General features: G+C 38.0%; 26 protein-coding genes, 2 tRNA genes and 1 pseudogene. 7 read left to right on the top strand and 22 right to left on the bottom strand.

The window, feature by feature from the left end; genetic code table 11:
* Nucleotides 1–36: 36 nt before the first annotated feature.
* Nucleotides 37–1,737: an NAD-dependent malic enzyme gene (locus AC5YDM_RS11145; protein WP_496152178.1), complete on the bottom strand. Its 1,701-nt coding sequence runs from the start codon at nt 1,735–1,737 to the stop codon at nt 37–39.
* 422 nt (nt 1,738–2,159) lie between these two features.
* Here AC5YDM_RS11145 and AC5YDM_RS11140 point away from each other — a divergent pair, with 422 nt between their 5' ends.
* Entirely contained in the window at nt 2,160–2,759 is a 600-nt protein-coding gene (locus AC5YDM_RS11140) for a YfjT/YkfB family phage-associated protein (protein ID WP_496152217.1), read from the top strand.
* Nucleotides 2,760–2,878: 119 nt separating this feature from the next.
* Here AC5YDM_RS11140 and AC5YDM_RS11135 read toward each other — a convergent pair whose 3' ends face one another.
* Entirely contained in the window at nt 2,879–3,148 is a 270-nt protein-coding gene (locus AC5YDM_RS11135; RefSeq protein WP_496152177.1) for a DUF2798 domain-containing protein, read from the bottom strand.
* Between the two features lie 177 nt (nt 3,149–3,325).
* Between AC5YDM_RS11135 and argS the strand changes: the two genes are divergently transcribed.
* Both argS and AC5YDM_RS11125 read left to right on the top strand, forming a co-directional pair.
* Nucleotides 3,326–5,116, top strand: coding sequence for an arginine--tRNA ligase (gene argS / locus AC5YDM_RS11130; RefSeq protein WP_496152176.1), 1,791 nt, complete (start codon nt 3,326–3,328; stop codon nt 5,114–5,116).
* A gap of 202 nt (nt 5,117–5,318) precedes the next feature.
* Nucleotides 5,319–5,933 (top strand): SPOR domain-containing protein, encoded by a 615-nt coding sequence (locus tag AC5YDM_RS11125; protein ID WP_496152175.1) that lies wholly within the window; start codon nt 5,319–5,321, stop codon nt 5,931–5,933.
* A 43-nt stretch (nt 5,934–5,976) separates the two neighbouring features.
* Here the strand turns inward: AC5YDM_RS11125 and AC5YDM_RS11120 are convergent, their stop codons facing one another.
* The 8 genes from AC5YDM_RS11120 to AC5YDM_RS11085 all read right to left on the bottom strand — a co-directional run bounded on the left by AC5YDM_RS11120 (nt 5,977) and on the right by AC5YDM_RS11085 (nt 12,052).
* On the bottom strand, nt 5,977–6,621 hold the full coding sequence (locus AC5YDM_RS11120) for an alpha/beta fold hydrolase (RefSeq protein ID WP_496152174.1): 645 nt from the start codon (nt 6,619–6,621) through the stop codon (nt 5,977–5,979).
* A complete protein-coding gene (locus AC5YDM_RS11115) occupies nt 6,611–7,255 on the bottom strand; it encodes a glutathione S-transferase family protein (RefSeq protein WP_496152173.1) in 645 nt (214 codons plus the stop codon). The genes AC5YDM_RS11120 and AC5YDM_RS11115 overlap by 11 nt, the downstream gene beginning before the upstream one ends.
* 172 nt (nt 7,256–7,427) lie before the next feature.
* Nucleotides 7,428–7,826, bottom strand: a complete 399-nt coding sequence (locus AC5YDM_RS11110) for an OsmC family protein (RefSeq protein ID WP_496152172.1) — start codon at nt 7,824–7,826, stop codon at nt 7,428–7,430.
* Between the two features lie 54 nt (nt 7,827–7,880).
* Complete coding sequence (locus AC5YDM_RS11105; RefSeq protein ID WP_496152171.1) at nt 7,881–8,831, bottom strand: pirin family protein; 951 nt, start codon at nt 8,829–8,831, stop codon at nt 7,881–7,883.
* A gap of 241 nt (nt 8,832–9,072) precedes the next feature.
* The gene (locus AC5YDM_RS11100) at nt 9,073–9,435 is read right to left on the bottom strand and encodes an HNH endonuclease (RefSeq protein WP_496152216.1); all 363 of its coding nucleotides are present in this window, start codon (nt 9,433–9,435) and stop codon (nt 9,073–9,075) included.
* Nucleotides 9,436–9,483: 48 nt separating this feature from the next.
* Entirely contained in the window at nt 9,484–9,747 is a 264-nt protein-coding gene (locus tag AC5YDM_RS11095) for a hypothetical protein (protein WP_496152170.1), read from the bottom strand.
* A 148-nt stretch (nt 9,748–9,895) separates the two neighbouring features.
* Entirely contained in the window at nt 9,896–11,464 is a 1,569-nt protein-coding gene (gene guaA, locus AC5YDM_RS11090; protein WP_496152169.1) for a glutamine-hydrolyzing GMP synthase, read from the bottom strand.
* Nucleotides 11,465–11,635: 171 nt separating this feature from the next.
* Nucleotides 11,636–12,052 carry a DoxX family protein gene (locus tag AC5YDM_RS11085; RefSeq protein WP_496152168.1) on the bottom strand — a complete coding sequence of 139 codons (417 nt, stop codon included), beginning with the start codon at nt 12,050–12,052 and terminating at the stop codon, nt 11,636–11,638.
* A 218-nt stretch (nt 12,053–12,270) separates the two neighbouring features.
* Between AC5YDM_RS11085 and AC5YDM_RS11080 the strand changes: the two genes are divergently transcribed.
* Nucleotides 12,271–12,915, top strand: a complete 645-nt coding sequence (locus AC5YDM_RS11080; protein WP_496152167.1) for a DedA family protein — start codon at nt 12,271–12,273, stop codon at nt 12,913–12,915.
* 39 nt (nt 12,916–12,954) lie between these two features.
* Here AC5YDM_RS11080 and AC5YDM_RS11075 read toward each other — a convergent pair whose 3' ends face one another.
* The 5 genes and pseudogenes from AC5YDM_RS11075 to AC5YDM_RS11055 all read right to left on the bottom strand — a co-directional run bounded on the left by AC5YDM_RS11075 (nt 12,955) and on the right by AC5YDM_RS11055 (nt 15,825).
* Nucleotides 12,955–13,551 carry a LysE family translocator gene (locus AC5YDM_RS11075; RefSeq protein WP_496152166.1) on the bottom strand — a complete coding sequence of 199 codons (597 nt, stop codon included), beginning with the start codon at nt 13,549–13,551 and terminating at the stop codon, nt 12,955–12,957.
* A 211-nt stretch (nt 13,552–13,762) separates the two neighbouring features.
* Nucleotides 13,763–14,176 carry a hypothetical protein gene (locus AC5YDM_RS11070; protein WP_496152165.1) on the bottom strand — a complete coding sequence of 138 codons (414 nt, stop codon included), beginning with the start codon at nt 14,174–14,176 and terminating at the stop codon, nt 13,763–13,765.
* Nucleotides 14,177–14,189: 13 nt separating this feature from the next.
* Nucleotides 14,190–15,034 (bottom strand): annotated as a pseudogene (locus tag AC5YDM_RS11065) (ParA family protein).
* 80 nt (nt 15,035–15,114) lie between these two features.
* Complete coding sequence (locus tag AC5YDM_RS11060) at nt 15,115–15,507, bottom strand: SirB2 family protein (RefSeq protein WP_496152164.1); 393 nt, start codon at nt 15,505–15,507, stop codon at nt 15,115–15,117.
* A 9-nt stretch (nt 15,508–15,516) separates the two neighbouring features.
* Complete coding sequence (locus tag AC5YDM_RS11055) at nt 15,517–15,825, bottom strand: BolA family protein (protein ID WP_496152163.1); 309 nt, start codon at nt 15,823–15,825, stop codon at nt 15,517–15,519.
* Between the two features lie 229 nt (nt 15,826–16,054).
* Between AC5YDM_RS11055 and AC5YDM_RS11050 the strand changes: the two genes are divergently transcribed.
* Nucleotides 16,055–16,127: transfer RNA gene (locus AC5YDM_RS11050), tRNA-Gly, on the top strand.
* A 48-nt stretch (nt 16,128–16,175) separates the two neighbouring features.
* Nucleotides 16,176–16,251, top strand: a tRNA-Gly gene (locus AC5YDM_RS11045).
* A 170-nt stretch (nt 16,252–16,421) separates the two neighbouring features.
* On the opposite strand, the gene AC5YDM_RS11040 is transcribed toward AC5YDM_RS11045, so the two are convergent.
* A complete protein-coding gene (locus tag AC5YDM_RS11040) occupies nt 16,422–17,339 on the bottom strand; it encodes a LysR family transcriptional regulator (RefSeq protein ID WP_496152162.1) in 918 nt (305 codons plus the stop codon).
* Between the two features lie 432 nt (nt 17,340–17,771).
* On the opposite strand from AC5YDM_RS11040, the gene AC5YDM_RS11035 reads away from it, so the two are divergent.
* Nucleotides 17,772–19,142 (top strand): phosphohexomutase domain-containing protein, encoded by a 1,371-nt coding sequence (locus tag AC5YDM_RS11035; RefSeq protein ID WP_496152161.1) that lies wholly within the window; start codon nt 17,772–17,774, stop codon nt 19,140–19,142.
* Nucleotides 19,143–19,216: 74 nt separating this feature from the next.
* Here AC5YDM_RS11035 and galE read toward each other — a convergent pair whose 3' ends face one another.
* The 6 genes from galE to AC5YDM_RS11005 all read right to left on the bottom strand — a co-directional run bounded on the left by galE (nt 19,217) and on the right by AC5YDM_RS11005 (nt 25,929).
* The gene (gene galE / locus AC5YDM_RS11030; protein ID WP_496152160.1) at nt 19,217–20,233 is read right to left on the bottom strand and encodes a UDP-glucose 4-epimerase GalE; all 1,017 of its coding nucleotides are present in this window, start codon (nt 20,231–20,233) and stop codon (nt 19,217–19,219) included.
* 26 nt (nt 20,234–20,259) lie between these two features.
* Nucleotides 20,260–21,879, bottom strand: a complete 1,620-nt coding sequence (pgi, locus tag AC5YDM_RS11025; RefSeq protein ID WP_496152215.1) for a glucose-6-phosphate isomerase — start codon at nt 21,877–21,879, stop codon at nt 20,260–20,262.
* 38 nt (nt 21,880–21,917) lie between these two features.
* Complete coding sequence (locus AC5YDM_RS11020) at nt 21,918–23,195, bottom strand: nucleotide sugar dehydrogenase (protein WP_496152159.1); 1,278 nt, start codon at nt 23,193–23,195, stop codon at nt 21,918–21,920.
* A 32-nt stretch (nt 23,196–23,227) separates the two neighbouring features.
* Nucleotides 23,228–24,103 (bottom strand): UTP--glucose-1-phosphate uridylyltransferase GalU, encoded by an 876-nt coding sequence (gene galU / locus AC5YDM_RS11015; protein ID WP_496152158.1) that lies wholly within the window; start codon nt 24,101–24,103, stop codon nt 23,228–23,230.
* A gap of 24 nt (nt 24,104–24,127) precedes the next feature.
* Nucleotides 24,128–24,760, bottom strand: coding sequence for a sugar transferase (locus AC5YDM_RS11010; RefSeq protein ID WP_496152157.1), 633 nt, complete (start codon nt 24,758–24,760; stop codon nt 24,128–24,130).
* A gap of 167 nt (nt 24,761–24,927) precedes the next feature.
* On the bottom strand, nt 24,928–25,929 hold the full coding sequence (locus AC5YDM_RS11005) for a WaaS/CpsH family glycosyltransferase (RefSeq protein ID WP_496152156.1): 1,002 nt from the start codon (nt 25,927–25,929) through the stop codon (nt 24,928–24,930).

Genomic DNA, 25,929 nt, shown 5'->3' with positions numbered 1-25,929 from the left:
CAAAAAATTTTAAAAAATGGAAAATTCCAGCATTACTTAAAAAGGAATACGTTTGTAATTCCGATATTCTGGTTTCCAAAAATTATCTTCAATACTCTTTGCAATCAATTCATCACTCAAGGGTAAAGCAACACCATCTGCGATCGCAGCTTTCGCCACTTTGAATGCGATAATCTTAGAAACTTTTTGAAGATCATCCAAATCTGGCAACAAATCAGCATTAATATCATGAAGCTTAGGTGAACAATCTGCCAAAGCTAAGCTAGATGCCATGAGCATGTTTTCAGTTACACGCTTAGCCTCTACAGCGATAACCCCTAAGCCCACACCAGGGAAAATATAAGAGTTATTACACTGTGAAATATTAAAGATTTTGCCTTGATAGTTCACAGGCAAAAATGGACTACCTGTTGCGATTAAGGCACGTCCATCTGTCCACTGAATAATATCCGCTGGAACAGCTTCTACTCTTGAAGTTGGATTCGATAATGGCAGTACAATTGGATGCTCACAATGAGCTGCCATTGTGCGCATAATCTCTTCAGTAAATAAGCCCGGTTGACCTGAAACACCAATCAGCACAGTAGGATGAGCATTCTGAACCACATCCAATAAGGAAATGATGCCGTCTGTAATCGCCCAAGCTTCGACAGCCTCAGTGCGTTGTACCAATTTACTTTGGAAATCAAGCAAGTTTGGTTGATTGTCTGTGAGCAAACCAAACCGATCAACCATATATATACGAGCACGCGCTTGTATATCCGTTAAACCTTCCGCCACCATTTGGGCAATAATTTGTTCTGCAATCCCACAACCCGCAGAACCTGCACCCAAAAATGCAACTTTTTGATCTTTCAGCTGTTTACCTGCCGCACGACTGGCAGCAATTAAGCTCCCCACTGAAACTGCTGCCGTCCCCTGAATATCATCATTAAAACAGCAATATTGATCACGGTACTTTTGCAGCAGTGGCATTGCATTTTTCTGTGCAAAATCCTCAAATTGAATCAAAGCTTTTGGCCAGCGACGCTTAATGCCCGTCAACACAGCATCTACAAATTCGTAGTATTCGTCACCACTGATTCGTGGCTGATTCCAACCTAAATAAATTGGATCATTGAGTAATTGCGGGTTATTGGTTCCCACGTCAATGGTGATCGGTAATGTATAGGCAGGACTAATACCACCACAAGCGGTATACAGCGACAATTTACCAATCGGAATACCCATACCACCAATGCCTTGGTCGCCTAAGCCCAAAATACGTTCACCATCTGTGATCACAATCACTTTGACATTATTTTTATTCACGTTCTGCAAAATATCATCAATATGATCACGATCTGGGTATGAAATAAATACACCGCGATGACGACGATAAATATCAGAAAAACGCTGACATGCCTCACCGACTGTTGGTGTATAAATAATCGGCAACATTTCTGACAAGTGATTTTCAATCAGGTGATAAAACAATGTTTCATTGGTGTCTTGGATATTTCTTAAATAAATGTGCTTATTAATATCGTCATTAAAATCTGTATATTGTTTATAAGAGCGTTGGTGCTGTTCTTCAATGGTTTCGATCACATGCGGAAGCAAACCATGCAAATTAAAATTTGAGCGCTCTGCTTCGGTAAATGCTGAGCCTTTATTAAGTAAAGGTAGCTCTAATAAGGTAAAACCAGCATATGGTGTATATAGTGGGTGCTTAATCTTTGAATGTGTAGATGTCATTTCCAATCTCAATTATTTGGCGAATCGCCACCACTTCAGCCTAGAATAAGACCTCAGGAATTTATTAATCTAAGAGCTTAAACCTATTTATACTGAATTTATCATTTATAAAATTGATAGTGATTCTCACAGTATTTTCATAAATGATAAGTTATATTGATATGCAACTTGGTTGAGATTGTGCGATAGATTGTGCAACAACGCATACTTGGATTGCCTTGAATATTCTTCTGTTCAATTCAGGTTTAGAATTTTGTTTTTTATGCAATTCTTAACCATTTTCAACTATTTAAAAATTTACAACCATTTAAAATAAAACCAGATCACATCGATGATCAGCTCACTCACCCTTTTTATTTAATTGTTAAATTTAAACAAAGACCTTAATTAAATATTTTTTATAAGATGATTGAACAATGAATATGACCCTTAAACAAATCAGCATCATTTTAGCACTCGGTTCAACGATCACATTAGCAGGCTGTCAAACGATCTCAGAAGCATCATCTAAAGTCAGTAACAAGGCTTTGTCAATGATTGGTTTGGGCGACAAAGAGCTCAAAGCACCTGAAATTGATAAAAAAGGTGTGGTAGATATTAGTAAAACCACTTTAGAACAAATCGAAAAACTCACTCAAAATATGCCAACAGGTCAATGGGTTTATATCGAAAACGATTTACAAGGGATTTATGACCTACAAAACAAATCTAAAGATGGCAACATGCTATTTTTACGTTTAAATTGTAAAAATCCAGCACAACGTCCGGGCTTTATACTTCACAATAAAGAAGGTCAAGAAATCTTAAAAGCGCACGATCCTCAAGCTGGATCAGTTCAGTTTTTATTGGACAACAAGAATTATGGCAATCCTTTTGAATTGGTGAATTTGAAAAATTATCCAAACTTCAAAACTGCGCTCAAAAAAGCCAAAACAATCAAAATTTTTAATGCTTCTAAGCTTTATACCTTTGAAAATGGTCAAGCAGATCAACTGGATAAACAAGTCACCTGTAAAGAATAAATTAGGCTTCTATGTAAAAAGTGCTTATGTACTCAGCGATGGGTTTTAAGCACTTTTTTGTTTTTAATATCTTTCTTTATAAATTTAACCTGACTCATATAACCAGATCGAAAATAAATTTATTTTGGCATATTCACAAAAATAGCGGTTAAACGGCGCATAAGCGGTAAGGCAACCAAGACCACAGGATAAGCAATGACCCAAGAAAGTAGCCACGCTGATAGCCACTTAGAAAAAAAATCTTCAATAAAACCGATGTTCAAAAATAAATTGACCAATGAAATCACTGCGCTCATAAAACATGACAAAAACAGTGGCAACACCCATGCAATATTTTTAGGGGCAAGTTTAGGAATATTTCCTACGATTTTAGGTTGTTGTTCTGACATTTTTAAGGAGCTCAAGCTCGAGTTTAAGCAACCATTTTACAGTTTATTGGGTGAAATGTTGAGCTGTAACGATAAACAACAACGGATAAGTTTTATTCAGTACAAATGCATTTAGCTAATCTGAGCGAAATTTGCTATATTTATCGTTTTTCTGCGACACTAATTTTTCGATAAATTATGAATACGGCAATACAAGCAGCTCTCGATCATGCAGTGCAATCTCTTCAAGCTGAAGGGGTACTTCCATCCGACTTTAAAAACAGCGGAAACCTTACTCGTACCAAAGACCGAAGCCACGGTGATTTTGCATCAAATATTGCGATGATCGCCTCTAAAGCTGCGGGTATGAAGCCACGTGATTTAGCGGAAAAAATCTTGGCTGCGCTTCCCGAAGTTGTTGATATCACCAAGGCTGAAATTGCAGGCCCCGGCTTTATCAATTTCTTCTTAAATGCAGATCAACGCTTTGCAGTTTTAGATCAAATTCAAAGCCAGCTTGATCAGTACGGTCGCACACAAGCAAACGCTGCCAAAAAAATCCAAGTTGAATTTGTTTCTGCTAACCCGACGTCTAGCCTTCACGTAGGTCATGGTCGTGGTGCAGCTTACGGTATGACAGTTGCAAACTTGCTTGAAGCAACAGGTGCAACAGTTGACCGTGAATATTATGTCAATGATGCAGGTCGTCAAATGGACATCCTGGCAACATCAACATACCTTCGCTATTTAGAACTTACAGGTCAAACTTTAGTATTTCCAAAAAATGCTTACCAAGGTGACTATGTAAAAGAAATTGCGCAAAGCATTATCGATCAAGATGGTGATGCTTATGTACGCCCAGTTGCTGATGTGTATAAAGACGTGCCTGAAGATGTTCAGTTCGCTGAAGAATTGGATGCAGAAGGTAATAAAGTTATTTTGTCTGGTGACAAAGAAAAACATATTGATGGTTTAATTTTCAACTCGCAAGCATTGATTGGCACAGGTTACCGTGTATTCCTTCAAGCCGCGTTAAAAGCGATTCTTGATGATATTAAAGATGACCTTGGCGAGTTTGGTGTGACTTTCAACCAATGGTTCAGTGAAGAATCATTGACAGATAAAATTGAAGAAGCATTACAAACGCTTGATCAACGTGGTTTCTTGTACGAAAAAGATGGCAACATCTGGTTCAAATCGACTGATTTTGGCGATGAAAAAGACCGCGTAGTGAAACGCCGTAATGGTCAAACCACTTATTTCGCATCAGATATCGCTTATCACTTGAATAAGTTACAACGTGGTTATACCGATATCATTGATATTTGGGGTTCAGATCACCACGGCTATATCGCACGTGTAAAAGCTGCCATTGATGCTTTAGGCTATGACTCTAAGAAACTCACTGTGCTTTTGGTTCAGTTCGTGAGTTTATGGCGTGGCGGTGAGATGGTTCAAATGTCATCTCGTTCAGGTCAATTCGTGACATTACGTGACCTTCGTAAAGAAGTCGGTAATGATGCTGCGCGTTTCTATTACGTGATGCGTAAATCAGAACAACACATTGATTTCGACCTTGACCTTGCTGTTTCTCAAAGCAAAGACAATGCTGTGTATTACATCCAGTATGCGCATGCACGTATTTGCCGTATGTTAGAAAAAGCAGCAGCGACTGATGTTAAATTTGATGCAGTTCAAGCACGTAGCTTAGCGTCTCGTTTAGACCTAGAAGCAGAAACTGAAATTCTAGCTAAACTTGCTGCCTACCCTGAGATTATTGTTCGTGCGGCAAATAGCCATGAACCGCACCAAGTAGGTAACTACTTAAAAGAACTTGCAGCGTTATTCCACGGTTGGTATAACGAAAATAAAGTATTGGGTGATGATGCTGATCTGACTCAAGCACGCTTATTACTTTCTGTAAATGTTCGCCAAGTATTAAACAATGGCTTAAACTTATTAGGTGTATCTGCACCTGAAAGTATGTAAAGCTAAAACACGAAGACTATAAATACGGCTGTGCTGAACGGATGTTAAATTTTCCATTTGTTCAAAGCACAGCTGAATGAAAGCAATAATTTAAGATTTTCTGATTTATATGCAGTTGGCATATAAAACATTAAAACCAAAAATGATTCAAAATAGCTATGCAAATAGCCATTTATCAATCAACAATCTGAGAGGTTTCCTCGTGTTTGGAAAAACGCAACGCGGTGTTTCTGAAAAACCCAATAAGCCTAAAAAACCATTGATTCCAAAATGGCTTGGAATGCTTGTGCTTATTTTAATCGTGTTAAGTTTTGCAGTAGCACTCATGCTCTGGAAACCATGGGAACCTGTCAAACCACGTAGTAATGAAGTGACTTCAACGCATTATCAAGAAGAAACCAATAAAGACTACCGTTTTTATGACCTCTTACCACAACAGCAAGTCACGCCGATTCCAGATAAAGCAGTTCCTGAGAACCAAACTGTGGATACAGCACCTGTTATTGTAGAAGCGCCTGTACCTAGAGCACCTGTTGAAACTGCTGAAGATGGTAGTGTGATTGAACCCACTGAGACTACACCGGCTAAAGCGAGCTTCATTTTGCAGGTGAGAAGTTTCCCTGATCCGGATAGTGCTGATGCACGCCGTGCAGAAATTATTCTCAATGGTCTTTCTGCCGATGTGATGAAAACCACTGAAGGTGGACAGACTTGGTATCGTGTTGTATCGGGTCCTTATGAGTCACAAGAAGCAGCTGTCATTGCACAGCAAACCTTACAACATAGTGGTATCGACTCTATTGTTGTGAAGCGTTAATACCAATATTTCAATTTTAAAAAGGATGCTCAAGCATCCTTTTTTATTGAATAGATTGAATAAAACCCTCGATCAAATCTGCAACCTGTTCAGCGTATTCACATGCCAAATCATGTTGCCCTCCCTCAATGATTTCTAAACGTGCCTGTTTAAATTGCTTTTCTAAATATCGTCCAACACTTACAGGGCTGATTTGATCTTGATCACCCCAAATCAATAAAACAGGACACTGAATTTTATTTAATTCATGATCCAAAGCTGAACGATGATTCACAAACCAGTCAGGTACTGAGAAATTCAATTGATAGTCTTCACGCCAATCGGCAACATCAAAACGTGATAAATCAATACCACCTGAAGTGGCAACTAGCACCAAAGCCTTGACCTGCTCAGGATGTTTTAATGCCATTTGTACTGCGAATATTCCACCCATAGACTGAGCAACCACAATACTCGGCTGTTGTTCACTAAAACGATCAATTGAATGAACCACATAGCGCTGTAAATCATCAAAATTTTGAATATCAGCTTGGGCTGGCACACCACCAAACTCTGGGTACGCGATAATATGTTTTGTGTAGTCAGACGACAATAAAGAAATAACCGGCTGCCAAAACTCAATATTGCCGGATGCACCTGGTAAGAAAATTAAATTTTCCAACAGTGATTCACCTCTATTAGCTCTCATCATTTTTTGCTTGAGCACGCTTGAAAGCAGGTCGCTGTTTTAATCGCTCTACATACTTTTGAATTTCAGGATATTGCCCTTTTACTCGGTCTTGAATAGCAATGAGAGGAAAACTCATTTGAATATCCGCAAAAGAAAACTCGCCAGCAAAATATGTGTGAGTTTTGAGATGTTTTTCTAAATAAGGAATATGTTCCGCCAAGCGTGGCGTAATGAATCCTGCTTTCACTCCCTCAACAATTTTATTGGCAATTGGGCGAACTAATATTGGGGCTTGTTTCGGAACTTTTGACATGACTAAGGTCATCACCAATAAAGGCATCAGAGAACCTTCTGCATAGTGCATCCAATAACGATATTGACGTTTTTCAGCGTCTTGAGTCGGTATAAACTTATTTTCTGGATCATACTGTTCTTGTAAATATTCTAAGATGACAGCAGATTCAGCAATCGTCAGATCTCCATCGGTCAATACGGGTGATTTACCTAAAGGATGTATTGCTAATAATTCTGGCGGTGCTGCAAAATTTGGCAGTCTTTTATAATATTTGATTTGATATTCAATACCCAATTCTTCTAAGGCCCAAATAATTCGCATTGAACGTGATTGTTCTAGGTGATGCAGTGTAATCATTGTTCTCGCCTTATCATTTTCAAAGGATTTATTGTGCTTTGACTATAGCCTATCGACATAAAAAAATGACATCCTGCTTTACACAAAATGTCATTTTTTAATTACAGTCGTTTTAAAACATGAAAGTTTAACAAGCTGTTATTGAGCCAACCCATCGAGGGCTAAATCTCAATTAAACCACTGAAGTATTGATCTCAACACTACGTAACAAGGTCTTGGTCACGGGCGTTTTTTGGCAAATATCAAGTACTTTTTGTTTTAATTCATCTGACAATGGATTAACGAAAGATAAACGACGTTCAATCCATTCTTTACCTTCTTTATTGGCATTAAAGTCAGCTTCAACAACAAACTCACCCAATTCCAAACCTTTATGCTGTGCATACATACGTAAAGTAATCATGGTGCATGAAATTAAACCTGAGCAAATAAAATCATACGGCGCTAAACCTAAGTCTTGACCACCAAATGACTCTGGCTTATCTGTCAGTAACTGGTGCTTACCACTGGTCACTTCACCCAACCAATGTTCTTCACGAGTTTGTACTTTTGCATTTGCAATAATTGCCATGTTGTTGTCCTTATAGGCTGTTTGTTGTTGAATATGTATAGTCTAACTTTTTAACTATTTAGAGGCACGCATACTGTCTGGGAATGCAGGGGCTTCTAGACGCTTACCTGTATACGATGGAATTGAGCCAAAACGTTCGTCTGCATTGTTCCAATCATCAAGCGCAAGTTTCAATTCTTCTTGGGTACGACCGACAAAGTTCCACCACAGTAGAATCGGGGATTCAAAGGGTTCACCGCCGAGTAAGAGCACACGACTATTGGCATGAATGGTCACTTCAATTTCAGTTAAACCTGGCTCTAGAACAACCAAATTATCTGCATCTAAATGATGACCATTAATTACCGCTGTGCCTTCAAGTGCCATGAAACCATATTCAAATGCAGGATTCAGTTTCAAACGTGTGGTGACTTGTTCTGTTGCAGTCAAATCTACCCCTAAAAGTGGGGTATACACTTGTACTGGTGAAGTGGTATCAAGGAACTCACCGACTAAAACGGTGTATTCAATACCGTCTTTTTGTACGACAGGAAGCTCTGGATAATGATCAAAGCGTGGATCAATATTGAGTTTGTCATCTGGCAATGCAATCCATAACTGTGCTGCATGCATTTTAGTTTCAGTATCTGGCGCAACTTCGGTATGTGAAATACCACGTCCAGCCGTCATCAAATTCACTTGTTTTGGACGGATTAACTGATTGGTTGTCCCTAAGCTATCGCTATGTAGCATTGTGCCTTCGATCATCCATGTAAAGGTTTGCAAACCGATATGGGGATGTGGACCAACATCAAGTCCATCGCCTTGTGGAAAGCTCACAGGACCAGCATGATCTAGAAAGCACCATGCGCCGATCAGACGTTTTTGACGACTCGGTAAAGCACGCTTAATGACTGTGCCCTTGCCTATTTCTGCTGATCGGATTTGAAAATCTTGGATAAATTGATTGACGTATTTTTCGCAATCATCTGAATGTGAAATCTCTGTATAGTTAGTATTGGTCATAACATCATCCTTTCAATTGCTTTCTTACAAAACTCATTTTCAGCGTTTTATCGTTTGTGATTCTTTTCATTCTATCTTTTTGGCATGTTTAAGCCTAGCTTTAGGTCGATAAGCTGTATACCAGAAATAGGACAATTCTAAAGGAAAAAGATGTAATAGTCGTGAAATCGTCTTTATTCTTAAAACCAAAACAAAAAGCTGATCACCTCTATATATCAGCTAGTTCTATCAACGATGCAATTTAATTTCTGAAAATTTCATCCATATGATATTCCAAATAAACTTTATGTTCTTTCTTAAGATCAACTACAAGTTTCTTGGGTATTTGGAAAAAAACTCTTTCATTTTGATCCAAGCTTTTTGAAATAACAATTTCACCATTTAACTTAAAAGATATGAATCCGCGATCAAATAAACGATCAAAATTTGGCGTTAGTAATAAACCATTAAAATGATCTAATCGCTCCTGATCATTACTCACCGACCATGGCTTAATATGAGATGCAATTAAAAATTGAGCGTTTTGAAGTCCTGAAACAGCACAACATGTATGTAAGTCGAATAATACTTTTCGAAATTTATTTTGAACTAATCTTACCTTAATTTTTCTTTCTGCTTCAGATGTGAAACTTTCAAGCTCATTAAAAATGGTCTAATCATGTATATCTAATTTTTTTAAATAATGACCATAATGATTAAGTGCAGATGAATACATATTGTTGCCAATTTTATTCCGCTCTTTATAAATATCCAAATCAAAAATCGTAAGTTTTAAAGCCTCATATTCAATACTATTTATTGGACGCTCATAACTTGGCAACCATTCAGAAATTCTATTTTGAATGACTAGGTTATATTTAGAAGCAGTTGCTTTGGATAATCCTTTTTCTGATAAAAGCCAATTATAAAAATCCATGTAAAGCCCTAATTTTCTTTTAATTAATATACATAAAAAGAGCGCCGAAGCGCTCTTTTTATTGAAATATCTAGGTCACCCTAAATAGCCTCGAACATAGTTCTTGGCGTAAAACTGGCACGAAGCAACGCTTGGTGAAATCCCAGTTTTATTCCCATTCAATCGTTGCAGGTGGTTTAGACGATACGTCATAAACAACACGAGAAACGTCAGCAATTTCGTTCATGATACGTGTAGAAATCTTATCTACTAAATCGTATGGAAGGTGCGCGAAACGCGCCGTCATAAAGTCAACTGTTTCAACCGCACGAAGTGCAATTACCCATGCATAACGACGACCATCACCTACCACACCAACCGATTTAACAGGTTGGAATACAGCAAACGCTTGAGCAGTCTTGTCATACCAACCGCTTGCACGAAGCTCTTGCATGAAGATGTCATCAGCTAAACGAAGAATGTCAGCATACTCTTTCTTCACTTCACCCAAAATACGCACGCCCAAACCTGGACCTGGGAATGGATGACGGTAAAGCATTTCGAATGGAAGACCTAAAGTTGTACCTAAACGGCGCACTTCGTCTTTGAATAAATCACGGATTGGCTCAACCAATTCAAATGCTAAATCTTCTGGTAAACCGCCCACGTTGTGGTGCGATTTAATCACGTGTGCTTTACCATTTTTAGTCGCAGCAGATTCGATTACGTCAGGGTAAATCGTACCTTGAGCAAGGAAGTTTACGCCATCAAGCTTACGCGCTTCTTCAGCAAATACGTTGATGAATTCACGACCAATAATTTTACGTTTAGCTTCAGGATCAACTTCACCTGCAAGTGCAGACAAGAAACGATCTTCAGCATCGGCACGAATCACACGGATCCCCATGTTTTTCGCGAACATGTCCATCACTTGCTCGCCTTCGTTCAAACGAAGTAAACCATTATCTACAAATACACACGTCAATTGATCGCCAATCGCACGGTGTAAAAGTGCAGCCACAACAGATGAGTCAACACCACCTGAAAGACCTAAAAGAACTTTTTGATCGCCAATTTGCGCGCGAAGTTGTTCAACACGTAAATCGATAATGTTTTCAGAGTTCCATAAGTTACGGCAACCACAGATTCCATGAACGAAGTTAGAAAGTAATTCAGCACCTTTAGCAGTGTGTGTTACTTCTGGGTGAAACTGGATACCGTAGAAACGACGAGCTTCATCCGAAACCATCGCAAATGGGCAACTTGGTGTGCTTGCAGTCACTTTAAAGCCTTCAGGCAACGCAGTCACTTTATCGCCGTGGCTCATCCAGACTTTAAGTTGGTTTGCTGTATCTTCCAGATCGCCAATCAATTTATCGCGTACTTGGATATCGACTTCTGCATAACCAAATTCATGTACATCACCTGGCTCTACTTTACCGCCAAGTTGCTCCGACATGGTTTGTAGACCATAGCAAATACCAAGAACAGGTACGCCTAAGTTGAACACAACTTCAGGGGCACGAGGACTACCCGCTTCATAAACACTTTCTGGACCACCTGAAAGGATGATCCCGTTTGGGTTAAATGCACGAATGTCTTCTTCAGACATATCAAATGCGTACATTTCTGAATAAACACCAGCTTCACGTACACGACGTGCAATAAGCTGACTATATTGAGAACCGAAATCCAAAATTAGGATGCGATCTTCAGTAATTTGGGTATTGGTCGTCATGGTATACAACTATGTAGGCAACGAATATAAGCGCCATATTCTAACATTTTTCCAACCATTACGCACATGATTCAGCTGAGTTGTTTTTTTCAGCATATTTCTATCCGTTAAGACGTAAAAAAACTGGCTTTGAATAACCAGCTTTTTCGCTGTTGGATGAATGCTATCATCTTATTTTTCAATAAGATGATCTAAGCTCAATTTGCCCGCACCATGCATCACCAAGAAGAATAAACCACCCGCCATTGCCAAGTTCTTCATTAAATTAATGGCATCATCTGCGCCTGAATGAAAGATAAAACCTGTAATCAAACTAAATACTGCCAAGCCCAATGCCGCAAAGCGTGTTTGAAAACCAAAAAGTAAAGCCAAACCACCACCCAACTCCACCAAAATGGTCAATGGCAACATCGCGCCCGGAACACCCATAGCTTCCATATAACCAACGGTTGCCTCATAGCCCACAACTTTGCCCCAGCCTGCAATGATGAAGATATACGCCATTAATACACGAGCAATTAAACTTAATGCGTTATTCATCAGATTTTGGCTCACCGCATTTTTAACAACAATATTGGGATTAAACATTTTCTTTTCCTAAATTTTGATGGTATTAACAATATGAACTCAGAATAATCAGTTTTATTTTTAGGATAAATACTAGCAATCAAACCCTGTGTTGCAAATTTAGGATGAAAAAAAACTCAAATATTCCCTTTTACATTGAGAATTTAAATCAATTTAATACTGACTTTATAGAAGAGGACTGCTAGGATTTCTGCACACTTTTGTGCAGTTTTTAGCTCATGGATTTAATTGATTTTATTTTGCATGTAGATGATCATCTACTTGAATTTATAACAAATTACGGCGTTTGGATTTACGGCATTCTATTCCTGATTATTTTTGTAGAAACGGGTCTAGTGGTCATGCCATTTTTACCAGGTGATAGCCTATTGTTTGCTGCGGGTGCTTTAGCAGCGTCAACAGGGGCAATGAACCCATGGGTTTTAGTATTATTATTATTTATTGCTGCAGTGTTAGGTGACACCCTCAATTATCACATTGGTAAATATATTGGACCACGTGTTTTTGAAATAGAATCAAGATTTATCAATAAAAAGCATTTAATCGCAACACAAAAATTCTTTGATAAACATGGGGGTAAAACCATTATTTTTGCGCGCTTCATTCCCTTTGCACGCACTTTCGCACCTTTCGTTGCGGGCGCAAGTAGCATGAATTATAAGTTTTTCCTGACCTATAACGTCATTGGCGCTTTCTGTTGGATTGGTTCTTTTATTACGCTAGGCTATTTATTTGGCAACATGCCAATCGTGAAAGATAACTTCACTTATTTGATTTTCGGCATCATCATTTTAAGCGTGTTACCGGGTGTGATTGGCTTTATTCGCCATAAATTTTTCCCGAAAAAAGATGTAAATGTTTAATATTGATTGAGTGATCGTGCTCAAAAGCACCTTCAAAGATTAGTAGCGAAAAAATCCAACAAAGACAGGTAACATACTGAGCATAAGTAGCAGTGCCGATCCTTTGTATAATCGATCGGCAGTAATCACTTTCATGCCCCCAGATAAAATTCGTTTCCCCAAATACATCCAAAAAAATGCGCACGGCAAAAGACAAACAATAAAAATGCCTAGGACAAAAAAGTAGTTTTGAAATGAATCCCATGTCCACACTGGAAATATACCCGCAGCAAACAAGAGCGACTTTGGATTTTTCAGCGTTTCTTTAAAGAGTTGCGATTTGCTCAAACTGGTATTTTTTTTACTGTGCTGTTCTAAATTTACCGTTTTCCACAATTTAAATGCTAACCAAAGTACATAAAACATACTCACAGTATGTAAGACATGAATCAGATTGGGCCAAATTGGCATAGTTAAATGAATCACCAATGCCCAAATACTGATGGCATAGACATAGCCCAATAGTTGCATGGGAACCAGTAAAAATGTCTTAAAAATGCCTTGATGATGTGTAGCGCTTGCCAATAATGCATTGGTTGGTCCAGGTACTAAAAGTACTGCAATCACTGCAAAAATAAAGAGCCAACTTTCTATCATGTAACATCTAAACCACGTTGAATGGGGCACACATTAAACGATCTAAGGAAAAGATAACAAGTTTTAATTATGAAGAAAATGTGAATTTGAAGTCAGAATATGTAATTTAAAAATTCTAGTCTGATGTTTTATAAGAAATTATTTTTGAAACATTTTGCCATAAAAAAGCTGTCTGCATGACCATACACAACCATACAAACAGCTCGATGTGTTATTTTTTCACTTCAACTTGGCGTTTTGGCACATAAGGGCAATTTTTAAATTGGGCGGCTTGACTCAGGGCATCTTGCTCACCATAGAGACGTGAAATTTCAGTATTTTTGGTATTTGAGGACTGTCCCATATTCACTGAAACAGATGGACCGATTCCCCAACCACCTCGACTCCCCCAACCACCACCTAAACCAATACCTACACCCATGCCAGTACGTTTTGGCGTTTGAACCCCTGTTTCAATATAATGCTGAATGCGGTCAAATTCGGAACTGAGCTGTGCACAGTTCAAACCTTGGTATTGAGTCGGAGAAACATAGCTTGGTTTCACCGTCGTCGCACATGCACTGATTAAACCAATACTGAGCCCAACGACAGTCAATTGAACCATTTTTAATAATGTAAATTTCATTTCATTCTCGATCTTATTTCTTTTCTATCTCATTGAACAACGCCTGATAGGCTTTCGTCAATTTATGATCTGTTGCTAAATAAATGAGTGGCTTATTTTGATGATGCGATTCTTTCATCATCACCGATGGCGGTAACATATTTTCAAGCACAGGTAAGCCTTCATCTTTAAGCTGCTGAACCACTTCTTTAGGTAATTTAGCTTGAGCTTGATATTGATTCACCACAATACCTTCAATCTCAAGACCTTGATTATGGTCGTCCTGAGTCTCAATGACATTTTCAATTAAGCCTTGTAAGGCACGTTTTGAAAATACATCACAGTCAAATGGAATCAGTACACGATTAGACGCAATCAGTGCTGATAATGTGAAAAAGTTAAATGCCGGTGGTGTATCAATAAAAATCCGATCATATTTTTCTGAAAGGCTTTGAATTGCATCTCTTAATTTATAAATCTTATGTTTTGATTCTAATGCATGTTCAAGTGAACCTAAAGAAGGGCTTGCAGACAGTACATCTAAATTTTCAAAAGGCGAACGATGAATATAAGCCTCAAAACCTTTAGATTTCGTTTTAAGTAATGTGCCTATCGCATTGCCGATTAACCCTTTGGCTTGAGTTGCTCCCAATACCTCTTCAAAATAGTTTTGAATATTAGGCTCAAGTGCTGTTTTATCTGCTGAATAAGTGGCGTCATCACCCAATAAGTATTGGCTCGAATTGGCTTGAGGGTCTAAATCAATAACCAGTGTTTTTAAGCCTTGATGAGCACTGATTGCAGCCAAATTCACTGCAATACTCGATTTACCAACACCACCTTTCTTTTTCGTGCATTGAACACAACTCGAATTAACATAAGCCCCTCAAACTATTTAATTTTTAGTCTATTTTAGTTTAACTGAGAGTATGCTCGAGTTGTGAATTTATGTCTAACAATCAACCAAATACAGGTTTGATCATCACCAAAGCAATAATTGCTGCCAACGCTACGCCACTAATCACTAAACCTGCTTTTCGTTGCACCAACAGAATACGCTCATCGGTTTTATAGGCTTTGATCAATGATGAAATCATGACTAAAAACAGAATAATTTTTGCATAAAACCAAGGTTGAACTTGTAAATCATTCATGATGAGTAAAGTCACACCTGTCAGGACAATCAAGGTCAATGACAAATGTTGCAATCCAATTAAGGCTTTCGATCCTTTTGCTATAGGGGCATCGTTTTCTTGAGTCAAAAGAAGCTTAGACGCTCGTAACAGAAAAGCCACGATCAATAATGCCACACTCGACATGTGCACGATTTTAATAATGAGATGTAATTCCATAGATGACTCTTATTGTTTTGGTGCGTGTGCACATTCAGGGCTTGCTGGCGCTGTACCTGTCCACTCAGTCGGCAAATAAGCATGTATTGCCAAGGCATGAATTTTACCTGGAGAAAGTAAATCACCTGCAGCAGCGTAAATTTTTTGATGACGCTGAACTAAGCGTAGTCCGGCAAATGCATCACTCACGATAGACACTTTAAAATGAGACTCTTTACCAGGGAAATAACCGCCATGCCCTGCTGACTCGTTAATCACGTCCAAATGAATTGGGACTAAACTTTGTAAGCGTTCAATGAGCTGTTGTTCTAAAGTCACAACACTTCTCCAGATCTAAAACCATTATTACAGGCAGTATACCTTGTTCTGTATTGCAGTGGCGCTTCAAGCTTTGCCCTATTTTGAAGTGACATTTGAACATAAAGGTATGAAAAATTGATCAATTCATCTTATTTTTTATTAAAAATGCTTTTATTTTATTCAAACAAACTCAAATTTCACATAAAGTGATTGACCGTATTTTTTCATCCTGTATTATACACGGCATGCGGGAATAGCTCAGTTGGTAGAGCATAACCTTGCCAAGGTTGGGGTCGGGAGTTCGAGTCTCCTTTCCCGCTCAAAATTTTTTAGTATAGTTTTTTCATTTAAAAAACAGTACAGACTCCGCGGGAATAGCTCAGTTGGTAGAGCATAACCTTGCCAAGGTTGGGGTCGGGAGTTCGAGTCTCCTTTCCCGCTCCAGATTCTAAAAAAACCCTCATCATTTGATGAGGGTTTTTTTATTGCCTAAAATTTTGTAAGCACAATTAAATTCAAGAATCTTTGCAAAGTCTTGATTCTGATAAATGATGAGTAAAGTCTAGCACTGCACTTTACTCACATGATTAGCCCAAAGTATCTCTAATTAAATACTAATCATAATAGTGTGTACGTCTTTTAGAAAACTTATCCAGCTGGGTTAGAAAACCCTCAAAATAACTTTTTTGTTTTTCTTCTATGCGATAACCTGCATATAAAGTACGACGCAAGCCTTCTGGTGCAACACAATTTAAACGTCTCGAAGTCACCCAACCTTTTTGCTCATATTCATTCACCACCCAATCCGGCAATGCACCAATGCCACGCCCACTTGCAACCAACTGAATTAACATTTGAGTTAAATCCGTAGTGCGGATTTGCTTCGGTAAAATATTTGCAGGGATAAAAAGCTTCGACATAATATCTAAACGATGTTTATCCACAGGATAGGTTATCAACGTCTCTTCAGCTAATTCTTGAACCGTGATCTGCTCAGAACGCACCAAAGGATGTGTATTTGATAGCACCAACCGCGACTCATATTCAAAAATAGGAAAATACTCAATTCCTTTCAATGCAATTGGGTCAGCCGTGATGAGAAGATCGAACTCGGCATTTTGTAATAACTCATGCGGATTCGCCTCAAAACCCGATGCAAAATCTAAATCTACATCTGGATATTGCATCCGATATTGGTTCAGCAAAGGCATAAGCCAATCAAAGCAACTATGACATTCAGATGAAAAAATAATACGCCCAGTCTGCCCATGAACGATGCGAGAAATATCACTTTGCGCAATTTGCACCTGAGGCAAAATATCATCAGCAAGTTTTAGCAATCGTAATCCAACATTCGAAAAACTCACAGGTCTATTACGGCGATTGACAATCTCAACCCCAAACCATTGATCTAACTCTTTTAATTGATGAGAAATGGCTGAAGGGGTTAAGCATAAATCCCCTGCCGCTGCGACCAAAGAGCCATGCTCTCTCAGTGCGGTTAAGGTTTTCAAATGTCTCAGTTCTATCACGTCTACTTACCACTACAACAAAAAATTTAGCCCTGTCATAGTAAGGTATTTTCACAACATATAATTAAATTAATTCACTTTAATTAATTTTTAATGAATATTTTTAAATTAAATTATCCTTATAAGCACTTTCTTTACATTTTGAAGTTCAATATTTATAAATACAGCTTGTTGATCAAACCAATTTGTAGATCAAGTCATTCAATTCGTTGCGACCAGATGAAAGGGTTTGAATTATTTTAGCTAAAGATAACTCTATTAACGACCTAGTTTAAATATATAGAAAATTGAAAAACTAAGCTTGTAGTAAACAAAATTACCCCTATTTTCAGCTCATAACTGATTTACGGGATTTGATTTTCTTCGGTCACTTTTGTTAGTTCAATCCGTTATAATCAAGATATATAAATCAACCATTAAAATATGAACACTATGACTAAACTGACTTGTTTTAAAGCCTATGATATCCGTGGAAAACTCGGAACTGAGTTAAATGAGGACATTGCTTATAAAGTTGGACGTGCTTATGGACAAATTTATCAACCCAAATCCATCGTTGTTGGCTGTGATATTCGTTTAAGTAGCGAAGGTCTTAAACAAGCGACGATCAAAGGTCTAAACGACGCAGGGGTCAATGTTCTAGATTTAGGTATGACAGGCACAGAAGAAGTCTATTTCGGTGCATTTCACTTAGATGTACAAGGTGGTATTGAAATCACTGCAAGCCACAATCCTATGGATTATAACGGCATGAAATTGGTGCGTGAAAATGCGCGTCCAATCGGAGCTGACTCAGGTCTGAATGAGATTCAAGCTTTGGCTGAATCTGAAAACTTCACTCAAATTGCAGTGAAAGGTACGACACAAAGCTACAATATCGTGCCTGAGTTTATTGAACACTTGATGGGTTATATTCAGCCACAAAACATTCGTCCACTCAAATTAGTCATGAATGCAGGGAATGGTGCTGCAGGTCATATTGTTGATGCGATTGAAGCTAAATTTAAAGAGCTACAAATTCCTGTTGAATTCATTAAAATCAACAATGAAGCAGATGGCAATTTCCCAAATGGGATTCCCAACCCAATCTTAGTTGAAAACCGTTCAAGTACCAGCGAAGCTGTGATTCAACATCAAGCAGATATAGGTATTGCATGGGATGGCGACTTCGATCGTTGCTTCTTGTTTGATGAAAAAGGTCAGTTTATTGAAGGCTATTATATTGTTGGCCTACTCGCCCAAGCATTTTTACTCAAACAGTCAGGCGAAAAAATTGTTCATGATCCGCGTTTAGTGTGGAATACGCTGGACATCGTTGAACAATATAAAGGCATCACGGTTCAATCTAAATCTGGGCATTCATTCATTAAAGATAAAATGCGTGAACACAATGCAGTTTACGGCGGTGAGATGAGTGCTCATCACTATTTCCGTGATTTTGCCTATTGTGATAGTGGCATGATTCCATGGTTATTGGCAATTTCTGTACTTTCAGATACCAAACAATCATTATCGAGCTTGGTTGAAGATATGATCACTAAATTCCCTTGTAGCGGTGAAATTAACTTCAAAGTTGCGGATACTCAAGTCACGATCCAGAAACTGTTTGACCATTATGCACATCAACATCCAAGTATTGATGAAACTGATGGCGTCAGTTTAGATTTCGGCGCATGGCGTTTCAATGTTCGTGCATCCAACACTGAACCTTTACTTCGCTTAAATATTGAAAGTCGTTTAGATAAAAATCCCAAACCAATGCAAGATTATGTTCATGAACTAACAGCCTTGATTGAAGGTTAAATTGAGTTGTACTTCTAAGAATCTAATAAATCATAAAAGGGAGCTTCATGCTCCCTTTTATATATTAATTGAAATTAGTTGTAACCCTTTGGATTCTGTTTTTGCCAGTTCCAGCTATCAGCCAACATATCCTCTAAACCATATTGAGGTATCCAACCCAGTTCTATTTGAGCTCTTGAACTATCTGCATAAAAACTTGCTAAATCGCCTTTTCTTGCCGATGAAAATTCAAAAGGAATTAATATATTGTTTACCGATTCAAATGTATTTTTAATTTTTAGCACAGATATAGGAACTCCTGTGCCTATATTCCAAGCTCTACAACCATTTGTTAACAATCTATTTTGAATTGCTAACACATGAGCTTTTGCTAAATCGACAACATGAATAAAATCTCGCTCGCAAGTACCATCTTCAGTAGCATAATTATTACCAAAAATTGAAAGTTTATCTCGTCGGCCGACTGCTACTTGTGTCAGAAAAGGCAGTAGATTGTTAGGAATCCCTTGTGGATCCTCACCAATTCGACCACTTTTATGAGCACCTACAGGATTAAAATAGCGTAACAATGCAATAGACCAAGCATCATTTGCTAGAGCTATTTTTTGTAATATTTGTTCAACAACCAGTTTTGTATATCCATAATTATTATTTGGCATTCCTAAAATCATATCTTCATGATAAGGAGAAGGGTTTTTATCACCATAGACAGTTGCTGATGAACTAAACACCAAATTAAAGACTTGCGCACGTTCCATTGCTTGAACCAAGCTAATTGAACCTGCAACATTATGATCAAAGTAAATTAATGGAATCTGCTGGCTTTCACCGACTGCTTTTAATCCTGCAAAATGAATCACAGCATCAATCTTAAATTGCTTGAACAGCTGATCTAAAGTTTCAGAATGACGAATATCCCCCTCCACAAAATTCAGACTTTTCTGCGTTAATTCTTGAACTCGTGTTAAAGATTCAACCGAACTGTTAGATAAATTATCTAAAACAACAACATCATAACCTGCATTTAACAACTCAACACATGTATGAGATCCAATATAACCTGCACCACCTGTGACTAATATTTGAGCCATAATCCCACCCTGCACTCTTACAGTCTTTATTTATTGAGCAGTACTTTTAATAAGCCCTGTGTTGATGCATCTAAATGAGACAAGTCAGATTGATCTCCATTTAAGACAGGTAAAATTTGATTGGCAATTTCTTTACCTTTTTCAACACCCCATTGGTCAAATGGATTGATATTCCAAATCACAGACTGAACAAAAACCTTATGCTCATAAAGAGCAATCAGCATACCCAAGGAATATGGATTCAACTCATTCAGCAACATCGTAGTACTTGGCTGATTACCTGCATACTGTTTATATTCGGGTAAATGCGCTAGTTCATTTTGATCGAGTGCTTGATTACCAAATGCCAATAATCTGGATTGTGCCAAACAGTTGGACAATGCTAAATAATGTTGTGCAATCAAAGCCTCTGCATTTTCAACATAAGTAAATTGCTTGGCATTGTAACGTTGTACAGGTGCAATAAAATCACAACTGACCGCATGTGTCCCTTGATGTAACAGTTGGTAAAACGCATGCTGAGCATTTGGTCCAACTTCACCCCATAAAATCGGACAAGTATCTAGGTCAACTTTTTGATCATTACGTTGAATTGACTTACCATTGGATTCCATTTCAAGCTGTTGCAAATAGGATGCAAAATACTTTAACCGTCCGTCATAGGGTAAAACTGCATGGGTTTGAATATCTAAAAAATTATTATTCCAAACACCCAGCAATCCCATTAAAACTGGGATATTTTCAGGTAGCGGTGCATTTTTTACATGCTCATCGACTGCATATGCACCTGCTAAAAGCTGTTTAAAGCCCTCTACACCAATGCTGAGAGCAATGGGTAAGCCAATGCACGACCAAAGCGAATAACGCCCCCCAACCCAATCCCAAAGCAGGAATTGATTTTGCGGTGCGATTCCCCATTCGGTCATTTTCTCAGGTTTAGTCGATACCCCAATGAAGTGATGTTTCACCGCACAAGCGTCATTTCCTAATGATTTATCCAACCACTGACGAACGGTTTGCGCATTGGATAGCGTATCAATCGTGCCAAATGACTTAGAAGAGATAATAAATAAAGTGGTTTCTGGTCGCAGTTGGTGCAACAACTCAGACAGCTGACTGCCATCCATAGTAGAGACAAAATGTACATTCAGGGGTTTAGCCGTCGCAACTTTAAAGTCGGATAAAGCATGAGTAGCCATGAGTGGCCCTAAATCTGAGCCACCCACGCCAATGTTCACCACATCTTGGATCACTTCACCTGTGCAACCACGATACTGTCCTGCATGAATGTGATCAACCAATTGATACATTCGATCAAGTTGCTCATGCACCTGTTCGCTCAGTTCAGCATGCTTTAAATCATCTTTCGGGAGACGCAAAGCCCAATGCATGGCTGAACGTTGCTCAGTATAGTTAATCGCTTCTGGAGAAAATAACCGAGTAATCCATTCATTTAATTTTTTTTGATTAGCAAAATTATATAAATTTTGCATAATATTTTGATCAATTCGATGCTTACTATAATCAAAGGTTAATTGATCAAACTGAACTGAATGTTGCTTAAAACGCTGAGGGTTTTCAGCAAATAATGTGGTTAAATGTTGCTGTTTTTTTTCATTGGCATGTTGTGTCAAAGTCTCAAGCATTATTTGATCATCTGCAAGTTGTGTATTCATCGTTATATTCATGCACGCCCCACTCCTTGGTAGCTAAAGCCTTGCGCTTTCACATAATCAGGATCATAAATATTACGACCATCTAAAATCAAAGGGTGCGCCATATGCTGCGCCAAATAGGCAAAATCAGGACTCCAATATTGCTTCCAAGCCGTCAATAAACATAGTGCATCCGCATTTTGAGTGGCTTGATACTGATCTTGGCATAAAACCAAGTCTTCACGCTGACCGTACATATTTTCAATTGCACTCAGTGCTTCAGGGTCATGTAAATAGACCACCACACCTTGTGCCCACAGTGCTTTTAACAAAGGATGAATCGATGAATTTTGAATGCTGTTGGTATTTTCTTTAAAAGAAGCTCCCCAAATCGCCACTTTGCGACCTTTTAAGTCACCTTGAAAATAATTCCATAGTTTTCTAAACAAGATTTCTTTTTGTTGTTCATTGATCGACCACACTTGATCCAACAATCTGCTTTTGACACCGGTAGCAGAGACAGTATTGGATAGGGTTAAAATATCATGTGAGAAATTCTCCCCTCCAAACCCTGCACCAGGCGAGAGATAGGAGCCACCAATCCGATTATCCGCTGCAAGCCCTTGCTGCACATTCTGGATGTCAATGCCCAGTTTTTCAGAGACATTGGCAAGATCATTCATATAACTGATGCGAGTCGCCAACATGCCCGAAATACTCAGTTTGGTAAATTCAGCATCTAGGATCGGCATAAACAGATACTGCTGTTTGGCCGGAAATAAAGGTCTAAATAGTTCGGTAATCATTTTGGCAGTTGGGTGATTTGACACCCCCACCATGATTTTCTGCATTTGAAGCACACTGTTTAAAGCATTGCCTTCTTGAATATTATCCGGCAAATATGCCCATAAATGCTCTGGACATAAATGAGATAATTTTTCTGTTTCATGCAGGCCAAAGGTCGAACCATTCATGATGAGCTTTGGCTGAGAGGAATTATGCTGAGATAAATCGTGCTGAGCAAGCCGTTGAATGACCTGTTCAGCAAGTAGATACTCCGTATTTGCATAACTCAGTAGTAAAACATCATGTTTGAAATCACACTGCTGCTGGATTATGCGCTTTAAAAAACCGGTTTTTTGCTGTTGTTCAATCAACTGATTGACATGATGATCTTGATATTCTGGTGTTTGGGTCTCATCACTATTTGAAGGATAAAGACACCAATCTACATGGTGCCCTGATTCGGCAAACAAGCCGGCAAACACTGCCGCTTGAAGGGTTGAACCGAAAATATTAATTTTCATATGTCACCAAATTTATTTCTTATATAAAGCAATTACACATCCAGCGCTTGAATCATGGCTTTAAATTCAGCCCCTAATTTTGGATGTGCCAAACCATAATGTAATACGGCTTTGAGGTAGCCAATTTTACTACCACAGTCAAAAGTCTGACCTTTCATACGATAGGCTTCAACCTGCTCGATTTTTTGTAGCATGGCAATCGCATCAGTGAGTTGAATTTCATTGCCTGCACCACGTGGGGTTTGCTCAAGAAGCTGCATAATTTTTGCAGGCAAAATATAGCGACCCACTACAGATAAATTAGACGGTGCTGTGCCTACACTTGGTTTTTCGACAATACCCCGCATCAAGATACTTTGACACTCATCTGGCATTGTTGCAACATCCACAATTCCATATTGATCGACCAGATGATCTGGAACAGCCTCCACCATAATTTGTGAGGCCTGTACCTGATTAAATCGATTGATCATTAAACTCAGGTCATTTTGATGACTGTCATCTTTCACCAATACATCGGGCAGTAGTACCGCAAAGGCATCATCACCCACAATATCTTTTGCACACAGCACCGCATGCCCAAGTCCCAGAGGCTGAGGCTGACGAATACTAATTACAGAAATATGACTTGGAATAATATTATTAATTTCATCCAATAAGTCAAAACTCTTTTTATTTCTAAGTACACTGTCCAATTCAGAATTATGATCAAAGTAATTTTCAATTGCGCCTTTGGAAGAATGAGTGACCAAGATAATTTGCTCAATCCCTGCAGCAACCGCTTCTTTCACCACATATTCAATAGCGGGACGGTCTACTACAGTCACCATTTCCTTAGGAATAGATTTGCTTGCAGGTAAAAAACGTGTACCTAGGCCTGCAACAGGGAGAATTGCTTTTTTGATCATAATATAACTACTGTATTACATACTTTAAGAATTTGAGGAAGAATTAGAATCCAGATTTTTTACATTATCACGAGCTGAAAAACGTGTAGCCCCCACAGTCTGATCTGGAGCATTAATGCCTTCTTTGTTCAGCATAACCTGAACTGTTTTAAACATAATTTTAAAATCAAGCAAGACGGTTCTTGAGTCGACATACTCAACATCAAGCGCAAATTTTTCTTCCCATGACAGGTTATTACGCCCACTCACTTGAGCAAGTCCAGTCATACCTGGTTTCACCTCATGACGACGCATTTGTTCAGGTGTGTAATGCTCCATAAACTCACAAAGTTGAGGACGCGGCCCAACAATACTCATATCGCCTTTTAAAACATTGATGAGTTGAGGCATTTCATCCAAAGTGGTGGAACGTAACTTTTGACCAAACGGTGTAATTCGCTCTTCATCAGGCAAAGGATGCCCATTTTTATCAAAAGCATCTTTCATCGACCTAAACTTGATCATTTTAAAATTTTTGCCATTCTGCCCCGGTCTTTCTTGGAAAAAGAAGATCGGAGAACCTAGGTTTTGGCGAACTTTCATCGCAACAAGTAAGAACACTGGTGAAAGGAGCAAAAGTGCAAGACCTGAAATAAGCACATCAAAAAATCTTTTCATTAGCAAGCCCTTAGTTTTATAACACTCTTAACATATAAATTGTAGCATCAACACGTATAAAGAAATAATTCATTGATTATTCAATTTTTATACAGGATATAATGTAACCATAGCTTAAATACTTTTATTTGAAATTTATTGCAAATAATATGGACACATAATCTTAACTATTTAAAAATATCATAAAGCCAACCATCAATTGAATAGCTCTCATAGAGTTCAGAGCTTAAAGGTAAATATTTATTTTTAAAGAAATTTATATCTAACTGAATATTATTTCTATCGATCAAATAAATATTATTTTCATTGTAAAAAGGGTATTTTTTTATGTTTACATTTGTAGTGATAAGCTTCTTGCCCGCACCAATCGCTTCAAAAGTACGCATCGTTAATCCAGATTGATACGGATGGCTAATATCAAGAATAACTTCACTTTTATCATAAAAATCAATGATTTCATCTAGATTCAAGCTATTAAAACTTAGCTTACTATAGTCAAACATTTGAAAACTTTTATCAAAATACTTTTTAAAAAAGTAAACTAAACGTCCTTGCATATAGTAGTAACAATAGCTTGTAAGATTCTGTGCATTACACCAATCTGAAATTTGTGTACTAATCAAATATCGATCCGAATGAGCTGTTCCCAAAAAGAGTAAATTATAAACTTTCTTTTGGTTACTATCGTAAATCTTTCTATATTTATCTGTAAAGTACAAAGGTCTATGTTCTAATTCATATTTTTCAGCATCTGCATGATCAAAAGTCATTTTTTTATCAAAATATTTAAGTATAGATAAACAATGTCCATTATTCTGAAAGCTATCCCAAGTATAAAAAATATTTTTACAATTATTTTGAGTTTGCATAAATTCTTTTAAGAAGAATTCTGGTACTACCTCACCTCGATTTACAAATAAGTAATCAAATTGTTGATCCTTCAGATTTTTCAGAATTCTTTTGTAATACTTTACGATCTGAGATTTTAAAAAATTCCGATTTAAACGAATCATTCCTTTTGTAAAGTTATTATTTGCAGGACGTTCGTCATAATAGGTAACTAGAGCACCGTGTTTCTGCAATTGATTAACAATATCTTTTTCCAAGTTAAAAGACTGCACACAAAAGAATAGGATTTTTTTGCCGTTTAGATGCTCTAGCTTGGTCAT

This window comes from Acinetobacter sp. CY81, assembly GCF_059515925.1.
Note: the sequence above shows the minus strand (reverse complement) of the source record. Positions and strands in the feature narration are given on the sequence as shown.

Bases quoted from the DNA above. Each gene is read 5' to 3' on its own strand.
- AC5YDM_RS11005 (WP_496152156.1), bottom strand. From the start codon at position 25,929: ATGACCAAGCTAGAGCATCTAAACGGCAAAAAAATCCTATTCTTTTGT.
- AC5YDM_RS11075 (WP_496152166.1), bottom strand. From the start codon at position 13,551: ATGATAGAAAGTTGGCTCTTTATTTTTGCAGTGATTGCAGTACTTTTA.
- AC5YDM_RS11020 (WP_496152159.1), bottom strand. From the start codon at position 23,195: ATGAAAATTAATATTTTCGGTTCAACCCTTCAAGCGGCAGTGTTTGCC.
- guaA (WP_496152169.1), bottom strand. From the start codon at position 11,464: ATGACGACCAATACCCAAATTACTGAAGATCGCATCCTAATTTTGGAT.
- AC5YDM_RS11135 (WP_496152177.1), bottom strand. From the start codon at position 3,148: ATGTCAGAACAACAACCTAAAATCGTAGGAAATATTCCTAAACTTGCC.
- galU (WP_496152158.1), bottom strand. From the start codon at position 24,103: ATGATCAAAAAAGCAATTCTCCCTGTTGCAGGCCTAGGTACACGTTTT.
- AC5YDM_RS11110 (WP_496152172.1), bottom strand. From the start codon at position 7,826: ATGGCAATTATTGCAAATGCAAAAGTACAAACTCGTGAAGAACATTGG.
- AC5YDM_RS11060 (WP_496152164.1), bottom strand. From the start codon at position 15,507: ATGGAATTACATCTCATTATTAAAATCGTGCACATGTCGAGTGTGGCA.
- AC5YDM_RS11115 (WP_496152173.1), bottom strand. From the start codon at position 7,255: ATGATTACACTGCATCACCTAGAACAATCACGTTCAATGCGAATTATT.
- AC5YDM_RS11080 (WP_496152167.1), top strand. From the start codon at position 12,271: ATGGATTTAATTGATTTTATTTTGCATGTAGATGATCATCTACTTGAA.
- argS (WP_496152176.1), top strand. From the start codon at position 3,326: ATGAATACGGCAATACAAGCAGCTCTCGATCATGCAGTGCAATCTCTT.
- AC5YDM_RS11105 (WP_496152171.1), bottom strand. From the start codon at position 8,831: ATGACCAATACTAACTATACAGAGATTTCACATTCAGATGATTGCGAA.
- AC5YDM_RS11010 (WP_496152157.1), bottom strand. From the start codon at position 24,760: ATGAAAAGATTTTTTGATGTGCTTATTTCAGGTCTTGCACTTTTGCTC.
- AC5YDM_RS11120 (WP_496152174.1), bottom strand. From the start codon at position 6,621: ATGAGAGCTAATAGAGGTGAATCACTGTTGGAAAATTTAATTTTCTTA.
- AC5YDM_RS11145 (WP_496152178.1), bottom strand. From the start codon at position 1,737: ATGACATCTACACATTCAAAGATTAAGCACCCACTATATACACCATAT.
- AC5YDM_RS11070 (WP_496152165.1), bottom strand. From the start codon at position 14,176: ATGAAATTTACATTATTAAAAATGGTTCAATTGACTGTCGTTGGGCTC.
- AC5YDM_RS11035 (WP_496152161.1), top strand. From the start codon at position 17,772: ATGACTAAACTGACTTGTTTTAAAGCCTATGATATCCGTGGAAAACTC.
- AC5YDM_RS11095 (WP_496152170.1), bottom strand. From the start codon at position 9,747: ATGGATTTTTATAATTGGCTTTTATCAGAAAAAGGATTATCCAAAGCA.
- AC5YDM_RS11085 (WP_496152168.1), bottom strand. From the start codon at position 12,052: ATGTTTAATCCCAATATTGTTGTTAAAAATGCGGTGAGCCAAAATCTG.
- galE (WP_496152160.1), bottom strand. From the start codon at position 20,233: ATGGCTCAAATATTAGTCACAGGTGGTGCAGGTTATATTGGATCTCAT.
- AC5YDM_RS11140 (WP_496152217.1), top strand. From the start codon at position 2,160: ATGACCCTTAAACAAATCAGCATCATTTTAGCACTCGGTTCAACGATC.
- pgi (WP_496152215.1), bottom strand. From the start codon at position 21,879: ATGCTTGAGACTTTGACACAACATGCCAATGAAAAAAAACAGCAACAT.